Consider the following 21,600-nt stretch of genomic DNA (forward strand, 5'->3'; position numbering starts at 1 on the left):
TATGGTAGCGATGAGTATTCTCGACTCGACGATGGTATCGATCTGTCGAGAAATGGGAATTACCCTGCAGAAGACCTCCTACTCCACGATCTTCAACGAAGCGCTGGACTTCACCTGCGGTCTGGCCGACAAGCAGGGCAATCTGATTGCGGTCGCCGATTTTTGCCCCGCCATGATTGGTGGGATACCGCTTTTGGTGGAGTCGTGCTTGAAGGAAATCGACGTGGTGTCCCTCAAAGAAGGCGACATCATCCTCCACAACGACCCCTACCGTGGCGGCCTCCACACGCCTGAACACACCTTCTTCAAGCCAATCTTCTTCCATGGCGAGCTGCAAGGCTGGGCAATCGCTATTGGTCATATCGCTGAAGTCGGTGGCATGGCGCCGGGCGGTTTCCCTGGCGAGGCTACGGAAATCTTCCATGAAGGTGTGCGTGTTCCTCCGGTGAAGATCAAATCCGCCGGCGTCGATAACAACGATATCTGGAAGCTGTTGCTGGCCAACGTTCGTACACCCCGGACCAATTATGGCGATCTACGCGCCTTGATTGCAGCTGTAGATCTGGGCGAACGCCAGATGCGCGATGTGCTTGAAAAATACGGCGTCAGTGATGTCCAGCAGATCATTGGCGACCTGCTCGATTACGCAGAACGTCGCATGAAAGCCGAAATCGACGCCATTCCCGACGGTATCTACTCCTTCGAAGATTCTGTGGAGAGTGATGGTGTAACCCCGAACAAGACCTACCGCATCGCTGTGGAAGTTCACGTTCGTGGCGATCAAATCATCATCGACTACACAGGTTCTTCGCCACAGGCGCGTGGTCCGATCAATGCAACACTAGGGGTATCGACGTCAGCTGCCTATAACGCAGTCCTGCATATGACGGACCCATCGATACCGCGCAATAGTGGATGTTTCCGTCCGATCAAAGTGCTTTCGCCTCCCGGCACTATCGTGAACGTGGATTTCCCGGCGCCTTCGGTCGGGGGTAACACGGAGACACATCCACGCATCACCGGCGCCATTCTGGGCGCCATGGCAACCGCGGTTCCCAATCGAGTCATGGCTGCCGAAGGCGCAACCCATTGCAACTTCGTATTCGGCGGCGTGGATGCAGCCAGCGGCGAATACTTCGCCTGTTATGACTTGGAAACCGTGGGCTGGGGCGGGCGCGCTTTCGCAGATGGCAACGACGCTGTCGACTCGATCAACGGCAACTGTCGTACCACGCCTGTCGAAGTCTTCGAGACCCGGTTCCCATGGCGTGTCGAGTGTCTCGCTCTGGATGCGGACTCCGGCGGTGCAGGCGAATTCCGAGGGGGGTTGGGTTACACCAAACAAATGCTTTGCCTGAATGAAACCATCACCGTTTCGCAAATGACCGACCGCCATTTCACCAAGCCCTGGGGCTTGGACGGCGGTCTGGAAGGTGGCTGTGGTGCCACCCTTGTCCAGAAAAATGGTTCACACAAGTGGGAAACGATGTGCGAGGCGTACGGGAAGATTTCCACGAGCCGTTATTCGAACGTCGACATCCATGAAGGGGATCGGGTCAAGTTGATCACACCAGGTGGCGGCGGCTTCGGCAGTCCGAAAAAACGAGCGCCGGAGTCCGTCGAACGTGATCTGCGCGATGGCTATATCTCACTCGAATCTGCAAGGTCGAATTACGGATACACGGGGAACTGAAGATGAAATTCTCAGAAAACGGGCTCTACATCGAACGTTACGTTAAATGCGCTAACTGCGGCGTCCTGATCTACGAACAGGATGCGCCGACGAAGGTTAAAGTCGACGGCAAGGAATTCTGTTCCGACTGGTGTGTTAAATGGAGCGCTGAGCGTCAGCAGCGGCGCGCTTCGAAGTAAAAATACTCGGCGGGGCTGTTACAGCCCCGTCCGATGGATAGGAAAAAAGATGGAAAAGGCTAACTTCAAAAGTATTGACCAGATGAAACCCGAAGATTGGAAGCTGATTTCCTCTTTCGAAACCGACGAACATAAACATATGCCTGAGCTGGTGATCAAGCATCTGCAACTCCTGGGGCAGGGTGAGCAGCCCTACCAGATTGACCGACTGCAGCATTCGCTGCAGACGGCCACTCGGGCGAAGCGTGACGGCGCCGATGATGAAATGGTGCTGGCTGCGCTAGTCCATGATATTGGTGACACACTCGCGCTGTACAACCATGCTGAATTGGCGGGTGCGCTGATTAAGCCTTATGTGTCCGAAAAAACACATTGGATTGTACTTAATCACGACGTCTTCCAAGGGTTTTATTACTGGGAGAACCTGGGGTGGGACAAAAATACTCGCGAGAAATTTCGTGGGCATCCTTGGTTTGATGAGTGCGACAAATTCTGTCGTGAATGGGATTGTCCTTCGTTCGACCCGGAGTACGATACCTTGAGTCTTGAAAGCTTTACCCCCTTGATCGAAACGATATTCTCTCGACAACCGTACTCGCACAAATAATAATAAATAAACGCTTGAGCATTCCTGAAGAAACATTTAAGTAGTCGTTCTGCCCAAAAAACGTGTTTTAAACACCTCCTTCTATCACTGGAGTAATAAAAAATGGCGGGCCCAATTAAAAGTAACGGCGGCGCAGGGCAACCTGTGGCCGTGGTGGGACTTGACGAGCGTATTAATAAAGTATCGCTGTCCATGGCGTGGTGGGCAGTGTGCAGTGCAATGTTCTACATTATTGTAGGCGGCGCACTTGCTTTGGAATACGGAACGTTCAATGCGATTACGGGAATGCTCCTTTCGGTCATTTCCTATGGCGTCATCACCTCCCTGATGGCTCGTCACGCCATTAAAACAGGTCACTCGGTGACCTCCTTCTCGGTAGAGCTTTTCGGCTCAAAAGGGGCCGTGCTCGCTGCGATCATCCTCGGGGCTACCGCCATTTATTACGCTGTATTCGAAGGGTCTGTCATTGCGCTTGCGATCAACCATCTCTTCCCCTCGATCAATCACACTGTCGCCGCTCTGATCGTCGTGGCCTATAGCGTCCCGTTGGTATTAGGGAAAATCCAGGTCTGGCTCGACAAGCTCAATGGTGTGCTGCTACCGGTCTACGTCATAGGCCTTGTCGCAGCCGTGTGCATCTCCATATCCGAATATGGCTACTCAACCAATTGGATGACCTTTGGACCCGCCGAACCATCCCCTTACGGCTGGTGGAACTGCTTTGTGTACTACATGGGCATCTGGGTCCTCATGCTCTTCGCCTATGAGTATGCGAAGTTTGGCAAGCCTTCCGACGAGGCGTTTCACAGTAAATGGAATTTCGGCTTCTTATTTTACTTTGTGACGATAGTCGTCAATGGGGCGTGTGGTATTTATCTGGTCAGCTCTGTGCCAAGCATCGAGAAGATCAGTGAAATTTCTGTAGTGCTGGCCATCCTGAGTTTGCTTGGGTTCTGGGGACTGGTCTTTGTATGGGCAACACAGACCCGAATCAACTCAGCTAACTACTTCGTCGCTACCAGCAATCTGAAAACAATAGGGCAGTTCTTTGGCATTGGCTGGAAATGGGGCTGGTGGGCTGTCGTTGTCGGTGTGTTGGTGTTTGTCCTCATGCTCGCCGATGTCTTCAAGTATCTGTTGGAAGCGCTCGCGTACCAAGGGATTATCGTTGTCGCCTGGGTGGGTGTCGCCCTGTCGAGAATCATTGAGGTTCGCAGGTTGGCGGATGGCGGTACCTCGGATGTTCCGTGTAAAACGGTAAACTATTGCGGGTTGACTGCGTGGTTGGTTGCCTCAGTCGTGGGCATAATCCTTATGAACTGCACAGGCCTGGTGGCAACATTTTCAGCGCCCGCGACAGCCATTGTTGCCTACGCGGTAATGCGTCTACTATCAAAACGCCAAGTGGTAACTAGCCCAAGTATCAGCAAGGTAAATTGATTGTTGTTGCGTAGGCTTCTTACTATTTAAGGGGCCTACGTGACAGCGACTACTTGAATTGACAGGAGGGGGATAAAAAGGCAAGCTAACTGTCCACAGTCGACAGTGCGCAATCTGTAACGCGATTCAGTTCGACCACGATCGTTATCTACATCGAAGACATAGCGGATCAACTTCAGATGAATCAGTTTCCATCCTCAGTTTCAAACGTCCCTACGAGCGAGCCAGGATCGTTCCCGGCACCGGTTGTCGACAGTAAAAGCTTGTCGGAGCAGGTGACCGAGTATCTGTACAAGCTGCTGGTCAGCGGCCAGCTGAAAGGAGGGCAGCGTGTTAATGAGGCTGAGCTGGCGCGGACGTTGAAGATCAGCCGTAACCCGATCCGGGAGGCGATCCGCAAGCTGGAAGAGCGAGGTTTGCTTATCTCCAGCCCACGGCGAGGCACTTTTGTCCGTTCGTTTTCGGAGTCGGACATCCAGGATATTTTCTCATTCCGGCTGGCTTTGGAGGAGTTTGCGGTTCGTCAGGCATTTCCCTATCTCACCGATGAGGACATCGAGGGCTTGGCTGCAATCGTCGGCCAGATGGAATCAGCGGCAAAAACAGGGCGTGAAATGGACCTTGTCGAACGCGACATCGCGTTCCATCAGCGAATCTGTGAGTTGTCGAGAAACACACAGACCATTCGGGCTTTTTCAAATATCTATGCAGAAATCCAGATTTCGATCAGCCTGGTTGAACATCGATTTGCAAGTCTGGAAGATGCGGCAGCGGATCATTGGCCTATTGTCGAGGCGTTTCGCACCAAGGATGAGCAAGCCATCATTGAATCGCTACGGTTTCATATAGGCGATTCCTGGAAAAGAATCAAGGAAGCTTACAACTTCTAATTTGTCGGCAGCAACACTTGGCAATCTTAAGTGATAGTGCAGGGATTTTTTTTGTCTTGAGTTTGGTTTCTTTTATTTTTGTTGCGCATTCTGTTTGTTTGCTTAGGTGGAACTTATGTTTAATGTTGCAAGTCCCCATGCTTTCATATCCAACGCTGAATGGAGTGTTCGATGCGAACTGGCAGCCCTTTATCGATTGCTCGCTCATTTTCGAATGACGGACCTGATCGACACCCACATTTCGGTGCGCGCGCCAGGCAATGAAGGACTGTTTCTCATCAATCGCTATGGTGTCCTGTTTCACGAGATGAAAGCATCTGATCTGGTCAAGATTGATATCGGCGGCGATATCGTAGATCAACTCCATGTCGCAGGGGCGGTCAACAAGGCTGGTTTTAACATCCACTCAGCCATTCACGGCGCTCGCCATGATGCTGTCTGCATCGTGCATACCCATACCTCGGCGGGCATGGCAGTAGCCGCTCAAGAGGAAGGTCTGCTGCCGATTACACAGCATGCATTAAAGTTCTATGGCTGCCTCAGTTATCATGATTATGAAGGCATCGCGCTCAACCCTGCTGAATGCCCGAGACTTGTGACTGATCTGGGTTCAAACATGGCAATGATTCTCAGAAACCATGGGTTGTTGGCTGTGGGAGGCTCTATTGCCGAGGCCTTCAATCAGATCTATTTTCTCGAGCGAGCTTGTCAAGCTCAGGTGGCTGCCTTGACTGGCGGGCAACGTTTGCGCGTCCCCGCCAAAGAGGTATGCGAGCTCACTGCCAGGCAATCAGCCGATGAAATTCGAGATAATCTTCATATCCTGGCCTGGGAAGCCGCGTTGCGTCTGATCGACGATCAAAAGTCTGAGTACTGTTCCTGATTACCTTTCTACATCGCCAAGGCGATGCCCATCGAGGAAGCCGCTCGCCGGTATTTACCGGCGATGCAGAGAGCCGTGCAAAAGATTCAGGCACAGTTGGGGTAGTTTTTTCCAGCCATGCGGGCTGGCACTGATGCTCAATGCACTGCGAGTGGCTGACTTTCGATGGCCTCGGGTTGGGTGCGAATGATCATCAGCCCTGCAGCCGCAATCACCAATGGCACAATCAGCGCTGAGTAATAGCCCGCAGGACCACCGTGCTCGAGAAACCAGCCGCCGCTGGCCGAGCCGATAATGGCGCCCACCCGACCCAGTGCAATCGCCCAGCCGGTTGCCGTTGCGCGCAAGGCAGTGGGATAGGCTTGGGCAACCATGTAGTTCAACACGATTTGCTGACCGCCAATGCCCAAGCCCGCGCAGCCGGCGAGGATGAATACCAGTGTCCAGTTGTTGCCACTGTTGGCCAGTCCAATGCATAGGACAATGCCGAAGAGAAACAGGACCAGCAACAAAAGCCGGGTGTTGATCTTGGGTAGGATGATCGAAAGTGGAATGGCACACACGACAAACACCGCGTTGACCGCAACCGTCCCCATGGGCGCCTGTTCCGTTGGTAATCCGGTGGCTTTGAGAACGGTGGGCAGCCAGGAGAGAAACATGAACCAGGCAACCCAGTTAAAGAGATAGACCGTCCATATGCCAAAGGTATTGCGCGCCAGTCCACCACTGAACAAGGAGGTCACTCTGGTTTTTACATCCATCTCCGGGACACTGTAAGTACTGTCGGGAGACAGTGGGCGTTTGGTGATTCTGGCGACGATTCGCTCGATCTTCTGCCGACCGATCACTGCCCGGTGCCTGGTCAGAAAATGCAACGACTCCGGCAGTGCGAACATCAATATCACCACCAGCGCCAGCGGCACGATACCGCCGACGGCAAAGATGCCTTGCCAACCGATCGAGGGCAACATCCTGGCGGCCAACAATCCTCCAAGAATGGCGCCAGCGGGCAAGCCGAGTAACACCGTGGTCATGATCGTGCCACGATGCCTGGCGCTGCCGTACTCGGCCGCCAGCGACAGGACAACGGGTGTTGCGCCGCCCATTCCCAGCCCGGCGATAAATCGCAGCACCAGGATCTGCTCGGTCGTCTGGGCGAATGCGGTCGCCAGGGACGCCACGCCAAACAAGGCTACCGAGCCGATAATCGTCGGTCGTCGACCAAATTTATCGCCCAGCAAGCCCAATGCCATTGCCCCGAGCACCATGCCGACAATGCCTGCTGTCAGGATCGGCGCCAGGGCTCCGGCACCCAGTCCGAAGGCCTGGATGATCGAGGGGCCGGTGAAGGCAATCGCCTGGGTATCGAATCCATCCAGGATGGCCACTAAAAAACACAGGCCAAAGACTCGCCACTGAAAAGCGCTGAGTCGAGTGCTGTCGATCAACTCGGGAATGGAATAGTGAGTGCTCATGGCGACTCCTCTCAAAGGGCACTTTATTGTTTTTTTCGCGCAGGCAGAGCCTGCCGGGTCACAGGCTAAGTGTGGCGCTCGCCAGGGTCTAATATCGTTTGGGTGCCGTGCGATACCTGAGAGGTATGGTTGGCGGGCGCCAGCAAGATGTCCCCTTCAGGGGACATCCCCCCGCGCGCCGGGATTTAGAGTGGCCCGAGACAAAACCTGTCCCCGAAAAAACAATAAACCGGGAGCCACCGGACCATGCATCAGCCTCAAGTCGTACCCCATCAATCCCTGTATTTTCCCTATCAGGTTTATCCTGCTTTCGTGCCGTCCCAAGGCATCCTCAATCGCTCGCCCGTGGTGATTGTGGGCGCCGGCCCCATTGGCCTGACGCTGGCGCTCGAACTGGCGCGCTACGGTGTCCGAAGTACCGTTCTGGCGGCTGAGCAGCAAGTCTGTGAAGGCAGCCGCGCGATTGTTTTTACCCGCCGTTCCATGGAGATTTTCCAGCAAGTGGGGGTGTCGGAGGCGGTGACCGAGCAGGGGCTGCCCTGGCGTTTCGGCAACTCCTACTACCGCGGTCAGCGGGTTTTTCGTATGGAAGCACCGGTCGACGAGCATGATCGTTTTGCGCCGATGACCAACTTGCAACAGCAATACCTCGAGCAACATCTGGTGGAGGCCGCCCAGGCACAGCCGCTGATCGAAGTGCGTTGGGGCAATAAAGTCATCGATATCGAGCAAGGCGTCGACCGCGCGGTGTTGAAAGTCGATACCCCAGGCGATACCTATAGCCTGGAGGCCGATTGGGTGGTGGCCGCTGATGGCGCCCGTTCCGGACTGCGCTCGTTGCTGGGGCTCAAGCTTGAAGGGGCGTCTTATGAAGGGCGGTTCGTGATTGCCGACATCCGCATCAAGCTTGATCTGCCGACTGAACGCCTGGCGTTTTTCGATCCCTCCTGGAACCCCGGCAACACCGTGTTGATGCACCGCGAGCCCGGCGATATCTGGCGCATCGATTACCAGTTGCCCGTGGACGAAACCCCCGAGCAGGCGCTGCACCCCGACTCGTTGCGTGAGCGTATCGATGCGCAATTGGCGATGCTCGGCGTCGAGAACCCGGTATGGGAGCTGGATTGGAGTTCGGTGTACTCGGCTCGGGCGCTGACCCTGGCGCAGTACATCAATGACCGCGTGATTTTTGCCGGAGACGCGGCACATCTGTTGCCGATTTTCGGCGTGCGCGGTGCCAATACCGGGTTCCAGGATTGCCACGACCTGGGCTGGAAACTGGCCCTGCACATCAAAGGCCTGGCCGGTGCCGGACTGCTGGCTTCCTACAGTGACGAACGAGTCAAGGCTGCTCGGGAAATCATTGAGGAGGCAGGCAAGAGCACGCGGTTCATGGCGCCTCCCAGTCGCGGCTATCGACTGTTACGAGATGCGGTGCTGTCGCTGTCATTGACTCGGGAGTTCGTGCGTCCGTTGTATCACTGGCGGACCTCAAGGGCTCACGATTACGCCGATTCGCAACTCAACGCGGTGGCCGACGATAACCTGCTGTTCACCGGCGGGCCGCGCAACGGTGCGCCGTTGCTCAATGTGCGTCTGGCCGAGCAACGCTATTTGTTCGACGAGCTGGCGCCTGCCTTCCATCTGATTTGCTTCACCGACGCGGCGGTACTTGATGCCGATGTCGATGCCCAGGTTCAGGCGCTGCGCCGTCAGGGGCTGCCGATACAAGTGATCGCGATCGCCATGAACGGCGTCAGTCAGGTGCAACACGCCGACCTGACGCTGCCTGATACCGACGATGTGTTCAGCGCGCGTTATGGTGTGCAGCGCGCAGGCGCCGCGTATCTGGCGCGCCCGGACCAGCACGTCTGCGCCCGCTGGCTGCATCTGGATGGCGAGCGTTTGCGCCTTGGATTAAACCAGGCCCTTGGCCACAACGGGAGTAACCAACCATGAGTCATTCGATGAATGTGACAGACCTCGAGCGCGTCTACGATCGGCTCGCCGAGGCGATCGACCGTACGGGTAACGACAGCGAGTTGTTCCTGGTCAAACTGGCGCTGCTGGCGGCTGAGGCACTGAACGATGCCGAGCGCTTCGACGCTCTGGTCGAGTGCGCCGTGCAGGACCTGTAAAACCTTGCGTCAGCCAATAATTACAAAAACAGGATCACCCTATGCCATTCCGTCCTGCTGTGACCCCTGGCGAGGAGGCCGGCGCTCATCCGCCGGTCATCGCCAAAGTCTCGAAACGCCTGCTGTGGTTTCTGTTCATCTGCTTCGTTTTTTCATTTCTGGACCGTATCAATATCGGGTTTGCCGGGCTGACGATGATGGACGACCTGGGGTTGAGCAGTACCCAGTTCGGCATGGCAACCACGATTTTCTACCTGGCCTACATTGCGTGCGGCATCCCCAGCAACATGGTCCTGGCGAAACTTGGCGCCCGGCGCTGGATCGGCAGCCTGATGATTGCCTGGGGCGTGGCGTCGACCGCCACCCTGTTTGCCCATGACGCAGCCAGCCTGTATTGGTTGCGTGCGTTGGTAGGCATCACCGAGGCAGGGTTTCTGCCCGGTGTGCTGTTGTACATGACGTTCTGGTTTCCGGCGGCGTACCGGGCCAGGGCCAATGCACTGTTCATGATTGCCATGCCGTTTACCGCCGGCTTTGGTTCGGTCTTGTCCGGCGCCATTTTGGGGCTGGACGGCCACTGGGGACTCGCAGGCTGGCAATGGCTGTTTCTTCTCGAAGGATTGCCCAGCGTCTTGCTCGGCCTGGCGGTGTACGGTTATCTGGACGATAAGCCGCGCCAGGCACACTGGCTGAGCGACGATGAGAAACTGCAGCTGGCCGAGTTGCTGGAGCAGGACCGCCAGGCACCTTCCCCCCACGCCCACTGGGGACGCGAGTTGCTGTCGCCAGCGGTGCTGCTGTTCTGTCTGGTGTACTTTTGCCTGGTCAACACCCTGGCGATGATCGCGGTCTGGACGCCGTTGATCGTCAAGAGTTTCAGCGCTGGTCAGAGCAATACGCTGATCGGATTGTTGTCGGCAATTCCTCAGCTATGCACCATTGTGGGCATGATCCTCTGGGGTCGACATTCCGACCTGACCCAGGAACGGCGCTGGCACCTGGCGCTGCCGATGCTGATGGCCGCTGCGGGCTGGTGTTGCACGGCCCTGTCGAGCGAACCGATCGTGCAACTGGCCGGGGTCTGCATGGCGGCGACGGGTTCCTACACGGCCATGTCGATTTTCTGGACCCTGCCGGATCGCTCGTTGAGTTTTCAAGCCCGGGCAGTGGGTATCGCGGTGATCAACGCCGTGGGTAATCTGGGGTCGGCCCTCAACCCCCTGGTGGTCGGCTGGCTCAAAGACCTGACCCATACCTATACGGCCGGTTGTCTGTACGCGGCGCTGCTGTTACTGGTGGCTGCCATACTGGTGCGGGCACTGCCCCACGAACGCCAACCTTCAACGCGCGAATTGATCCCTGAATGAACCACTGGCCGCTCACCACCGTTTACCACCAGGTCCCGTTGACGACGGGACAAATCGCCCATCTGTTGGCGCGGGTGGGCGAGGACTGCCGGACCTGGCTGGCGGCTGAGTTACTGACGTTGGTGCGGGGGGTGATGCCGCTGGCTCAGTGCACTATTTTCGCTTACCCCGAGGGCCAGGAGCCGCAGGTGTTGTCGTGTTCCGATCAGGCCAGGCTGGTGCAGATATCGCGTATTTCCCGGGATTACGTCGAGCGTTTTCACAGTCTGGATGGCAACCGTCAGGCGATGCTCGGTCACAAGGCGAAATATGGCGGTGCACGAATCCTGGCGCAGCTTCAGTCAGTCGAAGACATCACCCATCGTGACTATCGTCGAGTCTGCTACGAGCAGCCGCAAATCTCCCAACGCATGGCCTTGCTCAATCATCAGGAGGAGGGCGGGGGCTGGCTGTCGATCAACTTCTATCGAGGGCGTGAGCACGGCAACTTCAATCAGCGCGAAATCGAATTTATCGAGTCGGTTGCGCCGTTACTGATTCAAGTCACGCGATTGCACTATCGCGCCTATATCGAAGCCAATCAGATGCCGTTTTTGCTGAGTCAACGGGTCGAGCAACTTTATCCTGAACTGACTCGTCGGGACCGTGAACTGCTCAGGCATTTGCTCAGTGGCCTGGGGGCGGAAGACATCGCGCCCCTGATGGGCATCCAGCGCTCAAGCGCCGCTACCTACATCAAGCGGCTTTATCGAAAAACAGGCGTCAGCGGACATCGAGAATTGCTGGGGCTGGTCGTGAGAGGTCGTTGGTCCTGAACTCGCGGACTTTGGTTCAAATGACTTCATTGAAAATCGATTGATCGTCAGCTTGCCTGTTGATCTCTTCCAGGTTTGCAAGTGCCCGAAGTGGTCCGCCCGACCTGCGCTGCTAGACTGCCTATCTCACTCCCGATTCTGGAGAACCAAGATGGTCAGCAAGAATACGATTTGTCTCTGGTACGACGGCACCGCACTGGACGCTGCGACGTTCTACGCCGCGACGTTTCCGGACAGCGCCGTGGGCGCTGTCCATCGTGCCCCCGGCGACTATCCGGCGGGCAAGCAGGGCGATGTATTGACGGTCGATTTCACGGTGATGGGCATCCCTTGTATCGGACTCAACGGGGGCTCGGCGTTCAAGCACAACGAGGCGTTTTCGTTCCAGGTGGCGACCGATGACCAGGCCGAAACGGACCGCTTGTGGAACGCGATTGTTGGCAACGGCGGTCAGGAAAGTGCATGCGGCTGGTGCAAGGACAAGTGGGGGCTGTCGTGGCAGATCTCACCCCGGGCGCTGACGAGCGCGGTGACCCACCCCGATCAAGCGGTGGCCAAGCGCGCCTTCGACGCCATGATGCAGATGCGCAAGATCGACATCGCAACGATCGAAGCGGCTGTGAAGGGGTAATCCGCGCTTGCGGTGGGCAGCTTTTTTCATGGCCGCCGGGGTGGGTTTATCGCTTGATTCCAGAGGAGACGCAGCATGGACCGATTCACTGGCGGTTGCCTGTGCGGCAACGTCCGGCTCGAGGCGACAGGACGCCCCTACCGGGTCGGCCTTTGTCACTGTCTCGATTGCCGCAAGCACCATGGGGCGCTTTTTCACGCCTCGGCGATATTCCCCCAGGACGCGGTGACGATCGAGGGCGAAACACGTGACTACGCCGGGCGGTTTTTCTGCCCCCGCTGCGGCTCATCCGTTTTTGCGCGCACCGGCGACGAAATCGAAGTGAACCTGGGATCCCTGGATGCCCCTGACCAACTGACGCCCACCTACGAAAGCTGGACGATGCGTCGCGAGTCCTGGTTGCCGCCGTTTGCGCTCACGAGACACTACGAGCGCGATCGTGACGCCACGGGGCGTTCCGAGGAGTAACATTGCCGACACATTCGCCCCCTATGATTCGCGTCTATCGAAACCAGGGAGGCAACAGATGAATCGGCCATCAAGGAGCATGCGCAAACTGCTCGACTCCGTCGCCAGCAACAATGAGAACGCAGCACTGGATATCATGCGCGCAACCGAGCAACTCAAAGACGAACTGTTGCGCCAGCGGTTGCTCAACCTGATTCACCAGCTCAATCAGGACGCCTGCGACTTAAAGTCAGCTCGAGACGATATCCCGGGTGGCACCATCAAGTTCGCGTGAGCGGCCTGGCGCTTGTCTGAACTGCCCCTAAATGTTGGACGGTCTTTGTCGCTAGCCAGCTCCTACATGATCACCGGTGTACAGATAGATTGTGGTCAACGTCGAATCCTGTAGGAGCCGGCTTGCTGGCGAAGGCGTCTGCATGGGCGGTGCAAGGCTTGAGGCCGCCTTCGCTGCGGTGCGGCGATCCGACAAGCCAGCTCCTACAAGCCGGGTTGCTCATCGACATCGCTCCAACTGCTGTCCGGATCGAAGCGGCGCATGGACTTCGACAGTTTCGCGCTGTCCGGGCCCTGGTCTTTCTCGAACAGCTCGCCCTCGTGGCTGATCATGAAGCTCATCACGCCGCTGTCGCCGTACTTCGCCGGCCAGGCGATCAGGGCGAAGCCGCGGCTCATGTTGTTGCCGAGCTTGTAGCTGTAGGCGCCGCCTGGCGCTGAGGGTCCCTGTGCGTCGAGGATACGGTACTGATAGCCATGCCAGTCGTCGCCGGGTTTGGCGTCGCCGAACAACGGGCCGAGCGGACTCTCTTCCACCCCGGGCTCTTCGGCCCAGTACAGGCCATCCTGCTTGCCGTTGCTGCTGATGAACTTTTGCGCGTACTCGAGCACTCCATCGCCGTTGCGGTCGACCGTGGCGTAGTCCATCTGGGCATCGTAGTAGGCCAGCGCCGATTGCACGGTGGCCAGTTCGTTGCGACCGATGCGTCGCTCACGGATTTCCTCGCCACCGGCCTTGGCGTTGAAGGCCCAGCCAGCTTTGCCCTGCATGATCGGCAGCGGCAAGGTCCAGGGATCGGTGCCGACCACCAGATGCGCCTTGCCTTGCCCGTCGGGCTGGATGCTGTGTTGTTCCCGGTAGTGGGCGAGGAAGGCATCGACATCGTCGCGGTCGATGCCTTCGAGCGGTATATAGGAGCGCCAGTCCGCACCGAGCAGGGCCGCGAGGCGTGCTTGATCGGCCTGCCGGGTGCCGAGCGCGGCGACCAGGGCCTCGGCGGCGGCATCCGGACTGGGAAAGGCCTGCTGCGCATGCGCGTCCAGGGCCAGAATCGCCAGCAGCATAACCGGGAAAATACGCAAAGCAGCCTTCATGGCAAGTCTCCTGTCAGCGCCGATTGCCGCCGCCCCGGGACGGGCGTTGTACAGTATGACCACTGCCGCGCTCCGCGCGCGGCCGACTGGCGGAAACGTGACTGGCCTGGCCGCGGCTGGCTTGCAATCGCGATTGCGAGGGGTTGCTGGCGCCGGCGAAGGCATTGTTGCGCGGCCCTTGGGTGCTGGCCTGCTGCTGACGCGCTTGCTGGCGGACCTTTGGATTGTCTGGCGTGCCCTGACGCTGCTGCGCACCGGCCTGAGTCTTTTGGCGCGCCTGTGCGCTGGCTTGCGCCTGCTCGCGCTTCTGCGCACCGGCTTGAGTATTCTGGCGCGCTTGTACATTGGCTTGCGCCTGCTCGCGCTTCTGCGCAGTGGCCTGGGTAGTCTGGCGCGTCTGCGCACTGGCTTGCGCGCGGTCGCGCACTTGCGGTTGTTTGTCCAGATCGCGGCTCGCCGCCTGGGCCCGCTCGCGTGCCTGGCGATTGCTGGTGGCCGCAGGTTCGATGCCGCGTTGCGCCAGCGCCTGGTTGGCGCGCTCGCGCTCGGAGGCCCGCACCGGATCGCGGCCGCGGAAAGCGTCGCGCTGTTCGCTGCCGGCCAAGCGCCGGCTATTCTGTTCGCGGTTGGCGCGATCGCGGTAGGGCACGCCGTCGCGGTTGATCGAATTGTGGCTCCAATTGTTCTGGTTGGCGTTGATCTGGCGGTTGGTGTTGATGTTGTTGTAGCGGTTGACGTCGATGTCGATGTCGCCGCGGCCCCAGTCGCAGTCGCCCCAGAGCGAATCGACGATGGCCACGCCTGCGCCGAAGGCCAGGCCGGTGGCAAGTGCGGTGCCAAGGTAGTAACCCGGCGGTGGCGGATAGTACGCCGGCGGGTAGGACGGATAGGCCCAGGTGCCATAGACCACGCTCGGGTTGTAGCTCGGCACGTAGATGGTCTGCGGCTGGGCCGGCTCGATGATGATGGTCTGGGTGGCGGCAGGCTGCTGCACCACCACCGTCGAATTGGTCGGTGCCGGTGCCGGTGCCGGCGCTGACACTGGCGCGGCGGGCTGCACGGTGACGCGCTGTTGCGCGTTGGATTCGAGGTGGCCGGCGGCTTGCGCCTGGCGACGCAGGCGTTGCACCGAATCCATTACGGCGTTGGGCTGCGCGAGGAAGGCGTCGCCCACCCGTTGCACCCAGGCCGGATCCTGACCCAGCATCACCAGCGCTGCCGGAAAGGCGACCAGCGATTGCACGCTCGGATCCCAGGGTTCATTCGCCACTTGACGCACGGCGGCGTCACCGCTGCTGTCCGGATGCGCCTTGGACCAGGCCACCGCGTCGGCGACATCGCCCGGATAGGTCGCCGCCATCAGGACCTGGGCCAGTAACGAATCCGGATACAAGGCCAGCGGCGCCAGCATCTGGTCGAGTTCCTCCGTCGTGAAGACCGTCTCGGCCGGTGCAGTCGGTTCGGGTGCGGGTGCAGCACCCGCGGCACCGGCCTCGGTGGTCACGGCCAATGCCTTCGTGATGAAGAACCCGTCCTCGTCCGAACCACCGGACACAGACAGCACGGCGAGCAGGATTGCGCTGAAGCAATAGCAAACACGCATGACGCTTCTCCCGGGGGAAGAAAAAGCGGGACGGGTCGCAGCGACGACCGTCGGCGGGGCTGGATGCTGTCAATCATAGCCGGGTGCAGCGCGGGCGTAGTGATTATTCGGATGGATCACTGACCGCCCGCCCGCCAACCTTGCGCTATTCGTCCAGGCTGATGCCCGATCCCCCCAGTTCTTTGGGGACATCCTTCAGCTTGGGCAACCCATCCTTGATGCGCAGCACGGTCTCCTGGTAGTGGACGTGAACGCCTGGCGAGTACGCGAGCTCGGGGATGAGCGCGGCATACACGTCGATCAGCCCCATCCCCGGGTGTTCGGTGAAGAGGTGCCCGCCGCACGTCTTGCACCACTTGCGGTAGCTCTGCGCTGTCTTGTTGTAAGTGCCGATGTTGTCGGCACCCCGAGTCACTTGCAGCGCCTCGGGTTTCCACAGGGTGAAGGCATTGATCGGCCCTGCCGACCAGTGCCGACAGGATTCGCAGTGGCAATAGCCCATCGCCGCGGGCTCGCCGCTGACGGTGAACTCGACTGCGCCGCAAAAACAACTGCCCTTGTAGGATCGTTCATCGTTCATGGCCTGACTCCTTGCTCAAATTGGTGAGGCGATACCGCCACAGAGGGCATGGATCGCCGGAACCTTGCCTGACTTCACTCGTCGATGTAGCGCACCGCTGTCGCCGGCGTGCGCCGCACCTGCAGTTCGAAAATATCCGGGCGCGCGTAGTGCCCGGTGACGTCGAGCGCCCGTCGCGCGGGTGCCACGAGTGCGACGTCGATGTCCGCATACAGAATGCCGGCCTCACGGTGCAACGGACCGGCCACCACCCGACCTTGGGGACTGACCACCACCGAGTCGCCGTCGTTGATCCATTCGTCCGGATCGGCGAACAGGTGCGCACGGTGCGGGAAGTCGTCGGGAATGTCGCTGCCGCGCAGCACTGTGCCACTGCCGAGCACCCAGCAGCGGCCTTCGAGTGCGATGTGGCGCATCGTGCTGATCCAGCCGTCGCCCGTGTCGTAGGTGGGGGCGACGTAGATCTCCACCCCTTGGGCATACAGGGAATAGCGGGCCAGCGGCATGTAGTTTTCCCAGCAGATGAGCGTCCCCACGCGGCCGACCGGTGTATCGACCGTGCGCAATCCGGACGCATCACCGAAGCCATGCACCATGCGTTCGGGATTGGTCGGCATCAGCTTGCGGTGGCGGTTGAGCACTTCGCCGTCGGGGCCGATTACGACTACGCTGTTGTAGAGCGTGCCGCCGCCATTGCGCCGGTCACATTCATCGATGCCGCACACGATCGTCACGGCGTGAACGCTGGCGGCCTCGCACAATGGGCTGAGGTCACCGTTCGCGATATCGACGGCGTTGGCCAGCAGCCGCGTGTGCAACTGGCCCATGACAGCCCCGTCCTTTCCCGCCGCCAGCCGCCAGATCCATGACGGATAACCTGGAATGAAGGATTCGGGCAAAACGATCAGCGAGGCGCCTGCCGTCGCCGCCTCGGCGACCGATTGCACGGCGCGGGCGATCGTCGCGCTGCGATCGAGCAGCACGGGCGGGCGCTGAATGATGGCTACCTTGGTCATGGCGTTCTCCTTTGGCGATTGGCTATCGAAGGCTTCAGCGTGCGCGTGGTGCAGCCGCGGGGCTAGTTCAGAATCTGAAGCGTTGCAGTTGCGGAGTCCAGGCGATGGAAGAAAGCTACGGTCAGTTCTGCACGGTCGCGCGCGGTGCCGAAGCCCTGTGCGAACGCTGGACCCCTTTGGTGGTGCGCGAGCTGCTGTGCGGCAGCAAGCGCTTCAATGAACTGCACCGCGGCGTGCCCCGGATGTCCACCGGCCTGCTGGCCCAGCGCCTGCGCCACCTGGAAGAAATCGGCGTGGTACATCGCACGGCCGCCGGCAAAGTCTGGGAGTACAGCCTGACCGAGGCGGGCGAGGAATTGCGCCCCATCATCATGGCGCTGGGCCATTGGGGCGCGCGCTGGATCGGCAGTCGCCTTCGCGAAGACGAACTCGACGCGGGCCTGCTGATGTGGGACGTGCGCCGGTTCGTGCGCATCGAAACGTTCCCGTCCCGACCGGTGGTGATCCATTTCCATTTCCGCGACGCGCGGCCCGGCGAGCAAGTGTGGTGGCTCGTGGTTGAAGAGGGAGTGGCAGACCTGTGCCGCGACGACCCCGGCCGCGAACTGACCCTTGTCGTGGACTCCAGCGTGCGCGCGTTGACCGAGGTGTGGACCGGCGACCGCACACCGCAGGAGGTTCTTCAGTCAAAAGAGCTGCGGGTAGATGGCGCCGCGCAGGATGCGCAAAACCTGTGGCGCTGGCTGGGCACGAGCGCGTTTGCCGGTACCCGTAGCGCGGCGCGCCAGCCCTGATCATCGGATCGTTTTCGCGAGCAGGCTCGCTCCCAAAAAAGCCGTCTGGCTCGCGGATGTGGCTAATTTTGGCGCCATCGGGATTTCGGGTCTACGCTGGCCGTGGGGTGTCTGTTGCAGCATGCATAACGGCCCTGTAATGAATGGCCATTAGGATGAATTTCAGAACAAATTCAATGGCTCACAAAAGAAAGCGTGGTTCAACAGGTTTTTGAGGTTTTCATGTATAGAGTGGGTACAGGCTATACCAATGTGTTGGTGAATACGCTCTCGGCTGAAGGCTTGGATGTGATCGAATTATCCCGGGAGGCGGGGCTGAATCTGGCGATTCTGAGTCAGCAGCAAGCCTTCTATGAACGAAGTGTCATCTACCGTCTGTGGGCGTTGGCAGCGCAGGCGTCTGGTGATGCGAATATTGGTCTGAAAGCCTACGACCATGTACATCCGGGTAACTTCCAGGTCGTGGGGTACTCGATGATGTCCAGCATGAATCTGAAACGGGCGCTCGAACGCCTGGTGCATTTCAGCCCGTTGCTCAGCTCTGGCCTCAGCCTGTTTTTGGGTCAGGAAGGGCAGAATTTCAGACTGACCGGGCTGGATCACCAATGCGACTCGGTCAAGCCACGGCAGTTCACCGATGCCGGGCTCGCGTCGCTGCTGGGATTCTGTGGTTGGCTGACCGGCGGCAGGTTGCCGAAACCCTTACGCGTGGAATTCACCTATCCGGAACCTGAAGACATCTCGCAGCATCAGCGGCTGTTCGGCAATGAGCTGCGTTTCGGGGCGGCCTATGACAGCATCCTGTTCGATGGCCAGGAGCTTCTGCGTCCGTTGAGCATGGCCAACGAGTCGTTGGCTGTACTGCATGACAGTTTTGCCGAAGCTCAGCTGGACCAGTTGTACGGCTTCACCATTGTGTGCCGGATTCGGGCACTGATCACCGAGCGCCTGAGTCAGGGGCAAGGGCAGTGTGATATGGAATCGATAGCCACCGCGCTGAACATCAGCAAGCGAACGCTGCAACGAGCGCTGGAGAAGGATGGCGCCCAGTTCAAGGACGTACTGAACGATGTGCGTCGGCAGTTGGCCGACTTTTACCTGCGTTATTCCCATTACAATATGAAGCACGTGACTTACCTGCTCGGGTTTCACGACCACAGCAGTTTCCACAAGGCGTGCATCCGCTGGTTCGGCATGACGCCCGGTCAGTATCGAGTCGATGAATCCGTGCTGAAGTTCAGGGACACCAGGCCGCGTCTGGTCAGCCAGTCGTTAACGATAGACGGTGGTCAAAGGCAGGCACCTTTCAGGGACATCAGGCGAGTGGCAGGTGCGGGTCGAGCCATGGCCATGGTCGCAACAATGTGAAATCAACGGCGGGGGGCGCCGGTTCGACGTGCGTTTAAACGGTGCCCACCGCGTCCCGGTAATACGCCTTCAGCGTATCGACGAATTCTTCAGCCAATCGCGTCCGCGTTTGTGCGCTGGGCCAGATCACGTAGGTCGGAAACAGGATGTCCGGCCTGAACGGTCTGATCACGATATCCCGATGCCGATAATCCTTGGCCACCAATGGGTGGGCGAGGGTGATGCCCATGCCGAGCGCGACCATTTCGCAGTTGATTGCGCTGTACTGCGCTTCGACGGCCATCACCCGCTCGACGCCCGCCTGCTCGAACAAACCATCGACCAACGAGCGTGTGCCATCCCCATGACAGAGCGAAATGAACGCTTGCCCTTCGAGGTCGGCGAAGGTGATCTGCGCGCGCTCAGCCAACGGGTGTGAGCGAGGCAACACGCACACGGCCGCTATCTCGGCGAGCAACTCGACCTGCTGGCTGTTGACGTCGCCGGGATGCACCACGATGCCGATGTCGCAGAACTGCGATTTGACCCATTGCTCCACGGTGGGCGAGGAGTTCACGTGCAACGACACCGTGAGCTCCGGGCGGGTATCGGTGAAGTGCTTGATCACGCCGGGAAGCACGCTCATGCCGGTCGAGGGCACGGCCGCCACGCGCAAGCGGCCGGTGCCCAGGTTACGGATGTTCTTCGCCGAGTGCTTGAGGCTGTCGAGGCCGACATAGGCGCGCTCCACTTCATGAAAAAACGCCTGACCCTCCTGGGTCGGGATCAGCCGCACGCCTGCGCGCTTGAACAGGGTCAACCCGGTACTCAGTTCCAGCTGGGCAATCAGCCGACTGACGTTGGGTTGCGAGGTGTACAGCACTTCCGCCGCGGCGGTCATGGAGCCCAAGCGCATGACACTGCGGAATGCTTCGATCTGCCTGAGGTTCATGCCGACCCTTCCATATCAAATATGAATAACTGACCCGGATATTGTGATTTGACCACATGGATAGTGCATCGCAATACTCCAGACCAGCAACCCATAGCGCACATGAAGATGCGCCATCCCGTGAGGTATTCGCCGGGAACATGCACCGCGCTGCATGGCTTCGATTGACGCCGAAGCAACTGACGCATTGTTCGATCTGCCCCACGCACTTCGGAGATAGTCTGTGAATAATCATAAATCGACCTTGATCACGCCGTCGTTTCGCCCCCTGACCCGCATTGCCGCTGCTGTCGCTGTCGCCCTTGCCGGGCTGGGCAGTGGCGCCGCCTGCGCCGAGCCGACGCTGTATGTCGCCGGTGTCGGTGGTTCCACCGAGCAGATGTACAAGACTAAAGTCATCCCCGCGTTCGAGAAGCAGCACAACGTCAAAGTGGTGTACGTCGCCGGCAACTCCACCGAAACCCTGGCCAAGCTGCAGGCGCAGAAGGGGCGTCAGCAGATTAACGTCGCGATGATGGACGACGGGCCGATGTACCAGGCGCTGCAACTGGGCCTGTGCGAAAAACTCAGCGACGCGCCGGTCTACAAGGACCTTTATCCGCTGGCGAGGCTCAGCCCTGAAGCGACCGGGGTCGGGGTGGTCGCCACGGGCATCGGCTACAACGAAGAGGCGTTCAAGAAGCGTGGCTGGGCAGCGCCGGACTCCTGGGAGAACCTCACCGACCCGCGCTACAAGCAATTGCTGGGCATGCCGCCGGTGACCAACACCTACGGCCTGCACACCCTGGTGGAAATGGCCCGGTTGCGCGGCGGTGGCGAAAAGAATATCGACCCGGGCTTCAAGGCGCTTAAAGACGAAATCGGTCCCAACGTCCTGGCCTGGGTTTCGGCGCCGGGTGAGATGGACGGCATGATGCAGAACGGCGACGTGGTCATGGCGGTGTATGGCAGTGGTCGTGCCGTGGCGTTGCAGGGCACCGGTTTTCCGCTCAAGTTCATCTACCCGAAAGAGGGCGGCATCGCCTTGCAGATCGCCGCCTGCGGCATCACGCCCAACGCGCAGCCCGAGCTGTCGCAGCAATTCATTCAGTACGTATTGTCGCCTGAAGTGCAAGCCATCCAGGCCCGGGAGAACGGCTTCGCCCCGGTCAACCAGACCGTCAAACTCACGCCGGACATCGCCGCGCGCATGCCCTATGGCCCGGAGAAGGTCAACGCGCTGATCAAGGTCGATTGGGACACGATCAACCAGCAGCGCAGCGAGTGGACGACCCGCTGGAACCGTACGGTCGAACGCTAGCCGCGCACTGGCTCCCATCCTTCCCGACCTCATTCTGGAGACGCAGGCCCGCGC

General features: G+C 59.1%; 22 protein-coding genes. 16 read left to right on the top strand and 6 right to left on the bottom strand.

From position 1 onward, the window contains the following. Positions 1 to 10 precede the first annotated feature (10 nt). From F8N96_RS00655 to F8N96_RS00675, 6 genes are all read left to right on the top strand, one after another. A complete protein-coding gene (locus F8N96_RS00655; protein ID WP_224789460.1) occupies positions 11 to 1,693 on the top strand; it encodes a hydantoinase B/oxoprolinase family protein in 1,683 nt (560 codons plus the stop codon). Between the two features lie 2 nt (positions 1,694 to 1,695). Then, positions 1,696 to 1,872, top strand: coding sequence for a hypothetical protein (locus F8N96_RS34960; protein ID WP_161599979.1), 177 nt, complete (start codon positions 1,696 to 1,698; stop codon positions 1,870 to 1,872). A 49-nt stretch (positions 1,873 to 1,921) separates the two neighbouring features. After that, positions 1,922 to 2,479 (top strand): HD domain-containing protein, encoded by a 558-nt coding sequence (locus F8N96_RS00660; protein WP_150796129.1) that lies wholly within the window; start codon positions 1,922 to 1,924, stop codon positions 2,477 to 2,479. A 102-nt stretch (positions 2,480 to 2,581) separates the two neighbouring features. Next, positions 2,582 to 3,919, top strand: coding sequence for a purine-cytosine permease family protein (locus F8N96_RS00665; RefSeq protein WP_224794064.1), 1,338 nt, complete (start codon positions 2,582 to 2,584; stop codon positions 3,917 to 3,919). A 179-nt stretch (positions 3,920 to 4,098) separates the two neighbouring features. After that, positions 4,099 to 4,809 (top strand): GntR family transcriptional regulator, encoded by a 711-nt coding sequence (locus F8N96_RS00670; RefSeq protein ID WP_128873168.1) that lies wholly within the window; start codon positions 4,099 to 4,101, stop codon positions 4,807 to 4,809. A gap of 115 nt (positions 4,810 to 4,924) precedes the next feature. Beyond that, positions 4,925 to 5,692, top strand: coding sequence for a class II aldolase/adducin family protein (locus tag F8N96_RS00675; protein ID WP_150796130.1), 768 nt, complete (start codon positions 4,925 to 4,927; stop codon positions 5,690 to 5,692). Between the two features lie 137 nt (positions 5,693 to 5,829). Here the strand turns inward: F8N96_RS00675 and F8N96_RS00685 are convergent, their stop codons facing one another. Next, the gene (locus tag F8N96_RS00685; protein ID WP_150796131.1) at positions 5,830 to 7,167 is read right to left on the bottom strand and encodes an MFS transporter; all 1,338 of its coding nucleotides are present in this window, start codon (positions 7,165 to 7,167) and stop codon (positions 5,830 to 5,832) included. A gap of 246 nt (positions 7,168 to 7,413) precedes the next feature. Here F8N96_RS00685 and F8N96_RS00690 point away from each other — a divergent pair, with 246 nt between their 5' ends. From F8N96_RS00690 to F8N96_RS00720, 7 genes are all read left to right on the top strand, one after another. Further along, a complete protein-coding gene (locus F8N96_RS00690) occupies positions 7,414 to 9,126 on the top strand; it encodes an FAD-dependent monooxygenase (protein ID WP_150796132.1) in 1,713 nt (570 codons plus the stop codon). After that, on the top strand, positions 9,123 to 9,305 hold the full coding sequence (locus tag F8N96_RS00695) for a DUF2783 domain-containing protein (protein WP_150796133.1): 183 nt from the start codon (positions 9,123 to 9,125) through the stop codon (positions 9,303 to 9,305). Before F8N96_RS00690 ends, F8N96_RS00695 begins: the two co-directional genes overlap by 4 nt. A 41-nt stretch (positions 9,306 to 9,346) precedes the next feature. Next, positions 9,347 to 10,672, top strand: a complete 1,326-nt coding sequence (locus tag F8N96_RS00700) for an MFS transporter (RefSeq protein ID WP_150796134.1) — start codon at positions 9,347 to 9,349, stop codon at positions 10,670 to 10,672. Next, positions 10,669 to 11,487, top strand: a complete 819-nt coding sequence (locus F8N96_RS00705) for a helix-turn-helix transcriptional regulator (protein ID WP_150796135.1) — start codon at positions 10,669 to 10,671, stop codon at positions 11,485 to 11,487. Before F8N96_RS00700 ends, F8N96_RS00705 begins: the two co-directional genes overlap by 4 nt. Positions 11,488 to 11,638: 151 nt before the next feature. Beyond that, positions 11,639 to 12,118, top strand: a complete 480-nt coding sequence (locus F8N96_RS00710; protein ID WP_150796136.1) for a VOC family protein — start codon at positions 11,639 to 11,641, stop codon at positions 12,116 to 12,118. Positions 12,119 to 12,193: 75 nt separating this feature from the next. Further along, positions 12,194 to 12,586, top strand: coding sequence for a GFA family protein (locus F8N96_RS00715; RefSeq protein ID WP_150796137.1), 393 nt, complete (start codon positions 12,194 to 12,196; stop codon positions 12,584 to 12,586). A 58-nt stretch (positions 12,587 to 12,644) separates the two neighbouring features. Beyond that, positions 12,645 to 12,860: a hypothetical protein gene (locus F8N96_RS00720; RefSeq protein ID WP_150796138.1), complete on the top strand. Its 216-nt coding sequence runs from the start codon at positions 12,645 to 12,647 to the stop codon at positions 12,858 to 12,860. Between the two features lie 203 nt (positions 12,861 to 13,063). Here the strand turns inward: F8N96_RS00720 and F8N96_RS00725 are convergent, their stop codons facing one another. The 4 genes from F8N96_RS00725 to F8N96_RS00740 form a co-directional block, all read right to left on the bottom strand. Next, on the bottom strand, positions 13,064 to 13,954 hold the full coding sequence (locus F8N96_RS00725; RefSeq protein WP_150796139.1) for a DUF2950 domain-containing protein: 891 nt from the start codon (positions 13,952 to 13,954) through the stop codon (positions 13,064 to 13,066). Between the two features lie 13 nt (positions 13,955 to 13,967). Further along, positions 13,968 to 15,557: a DUF3300 domain-containing protein gene (locus F8N96_RS00730; protein WP_150796140.1), complete on the bottom strand. Its 1,590-nt coding sequence runs from the start codon at positions 15,555 to 15,557 to the stop codon at positions 13,968 to 13,970. Positions 15,558 to 15,702: 145 nt separating this feature from the next. Beyond that, positions 15,703 to 16,137 (bottom strand): GFA family protein, encoded by a 435-nt coding sequence (locus tag F8N96_RS00735; protein WP_150796141.1) that lies wholly within the window; start codon positions 16,135 to 16,137, stop codon positions 15,703 to 15,705. Positions 16,138 to 16,211: 74 nt separating this feature from the next. Continuing rightward, entirely contained in the window at positions 16,212 to 17,153 is a 942-nt protein-coding gene (locus F8N96_RS00740) for a carbon-nitrogen hydrolase family protein (RefSeq protein ID WP_150796142.1), read from the bottom strand. Positions 17,154 to 17,257: 104 nt separating this feature from the next. Here F8N96_RS00740 and F8N96_RS00745 point away from each other — a divergent pair, with 104 nt between their 5' ends. Beyond that, complete coding sequence (locus F8N96_RS00745) at positions 17,258 to 17,947, top strand: winged helix-turn-helix transcriptional regulator (RefSeq protein ID WP_150796143.1); 690 nt, start codon at positions 17,258 to 17,260, stop codon at positions 17,945 to 17,947. A 222-nt stretch (positions 17,948 to 18,169) separates the two neighbouring features. Next, entirely contained in the window at positions 18,170 to 19,315 is a 1,146-nt protein-coding gene (locus F8N96_RS00750) for an AraC family transcriptional regulator (protein WP_150796144.1), read from the top strand. A gap of 34 nt (positions 19,316 to 19,349) precedes the next feature. On the opposite strand, the gene F8N96_RS00755 is transcribed toward F8N96_RS00750, so the two are convergent. Beyond that, positions 19,350 to 20,246, bottom strand: coding sequence for a LysR substrate-binding domain-containing protein (locus F8N96_RS00755; protein ID WP_150764216.1), 897 nt, complete (start codon positions 20,244 to 20,246; stop codon positions 19,350 to 19,352). A 223-nt stretch (positions 20,247 to 20,469) separates the two neighbouring features. Here F8N96_RS00755 and F8N96_RS00760 point away from each other — a divergent pair, with 223 nt between their 5' ends. After that, positions 20,470 to 21,546: an ABC transporter substrate-binding protein gene (locus tag F8N96_RS00760; RefSeq protein ID WP_224789462.1), complete on the top strand. Its 1,077-nt coding sequence runs from the start codon at positions 20,470 to 20,472 to the stop codon at positions 21,544 to 21,546. Positions 21,547 to 21,600 lie beyond the last annotated feature (54 nt).

The sequence above is a fragment of the Pseudomonas fluorescens genome (assembly GCF_902497855.1).
GTDB classification, from domain to species: domain Bacteria; phylum Pseudomonadota; class Gammaproteobacteria; order Pseudomonadales; family Pseudomonadaceae; genus Aquipseudomonas; species Aquipseudomonas fluorescens_BI.

Bases quoted from the DNA above. Each gene is read 5' to 3' on its own strand.
- F8N96_RS00740 (WP_150796142.1), bottom strand. From the start codon at position 17,153: ATGACCAAGGTAGCCATCATTCAGCGCCCGCCCGTGCTGCTCGATCGC.
- F8N96_RS00710 (WP_150796136.1), top strand. From the start codon at position 11,639: ATGGTCAGCAAGAATACGATTTGTCTCTGGTACGACGGCACCGCACTG.
- F8N96_RS00700 (WP_150796134.1), top strand. From the start codon at position 9,347: ATGCCATTCCGTCCTGCTGTGACCCCTGGCGAGGAGGCCGGCGCTCAT.
- F8N96_RS00655 (WP_224789460.1), top strand. From the start codon at position 11: ATGAGTATTCTCGACTCGACGATGGTATCGATCTGTCGAGAAATGGGA.
- F8N96_RS00715 (WP_150796137.1), top strand. From the start codon at position 12,194: ATGGACCGATTCACTGGCGGTTGCCTGTGCGGCAACGTCCGGCTCGAG.
- F8N96_RS34960 (WP_161599979.1), top strand. From the start codon at position 1,696: ATGAAATTCTCAGAAAACGGGCTCTACATCGAACGTTACGTTAAATGC.
- F8N96_RS00745 (WP_150796143.1), top strand. From the start codon at position 17,258: ATGGAAGAAAGCTACGGTCAGTTCTGCACGGTCGCGCGCGGTGCCGAA.
- F8N96_RS00660 (WP_150796129.1), top strand. From the start codon at position 1,922: ATGGAAAAGGCTAACTTCAAAAGTATTGACCAGATGAAACCCGAAGAT.
- F8N96_RS00685 (WP_150796131.1), bottom strand. From the start codon at position 7,167: ATGAGCACTCACTATTCCATTCCCGAGTTGATCGACAGCACTCGACTC.
- F8N96_RS00705 (WP_150796135.1), top strand. From the start codon at position 10,669: ATGAACCACTGGCCGCTCACCACCGTTTACCACCAGGTCCCGTTGACG.
- F8N96_RS00730 (WP_150796140.1), bottom strand. From the start codon at position 15,557: ATGCGTGTTTGCTATTGCTTCAGCGCAATCCTGCTCGCCGTGCTGTCT.
- F8N96_RS00725 (WP_150796139.1), bottom strand. From the start codon at position 13,954: ATGAAGGCTGCTTTGCGTATTTTCCCGGTTATGCTGCTGGCGATTCTG.
- F8N96_RS00750 (WP_150796144.1), top strand. From the start codon at position 18,170: ATGTATAGAGTGGGTACAGGCTATACCAATGTGTTGGTGAATACGCTC.
- F8N96_RS00695 (WP_150796133.1), top strand. From the start codon at position 9,123: ATGAGTCATTCGATGAATGTGACAGACCTCGAGCGCGTCTACGATCGG.
- F8N96_RS00670 (WP_128873168.1), top strand. From the start codon at position 4,099: ATGAATCAGTTTCCATCCTCAGTTTCAAACGTCCCTACGAGCGAGCCA.
- F8N96_RS00720 (WP_150796138.1), top strand. From the start codon at position 12,645: ATGAATCGGCCATCAAGGAGCATGCGCAAACTGCTCGACTCCGTCGCC.
- F8N96_RS00735 (WP_150796141.1), bottom strand. From the start codon at position 16,137: ATGAACGATGAACGATCCTACAAGGGCAGTTGTTTTTGCGGCGCAGTC.
- F8N96_RS00755 (WP_150764216.1), bottom strand. From the start codon at position 20,246: ATGAACCTCAGGCAGATCGAAGCATTCCGCAGTGTCATGCGCTTGGGC.
- F8N96_RS00675 (WP_150796130.1), top strand. From the start codon at position 4,925: ATGTTTAATGTTGCAAGTCCCCATGCTTTCATATCCAACGCTGAATGG.
- F8N96_RS00665 (WP_224794064.1), top strand. From the start codon at position 2,582: ATGGCGGGCCCAATTAAAAGTAACGGCGGCGCAGGGCAACCTGTGGCC.
- F8N96_RS00690 (WP_150796132.1), top strand. From the start codon at position 7,414: ATGCATCAGCCTCAAGTCGTACCCCATCAATCCCTGTATTTTCCCTAT.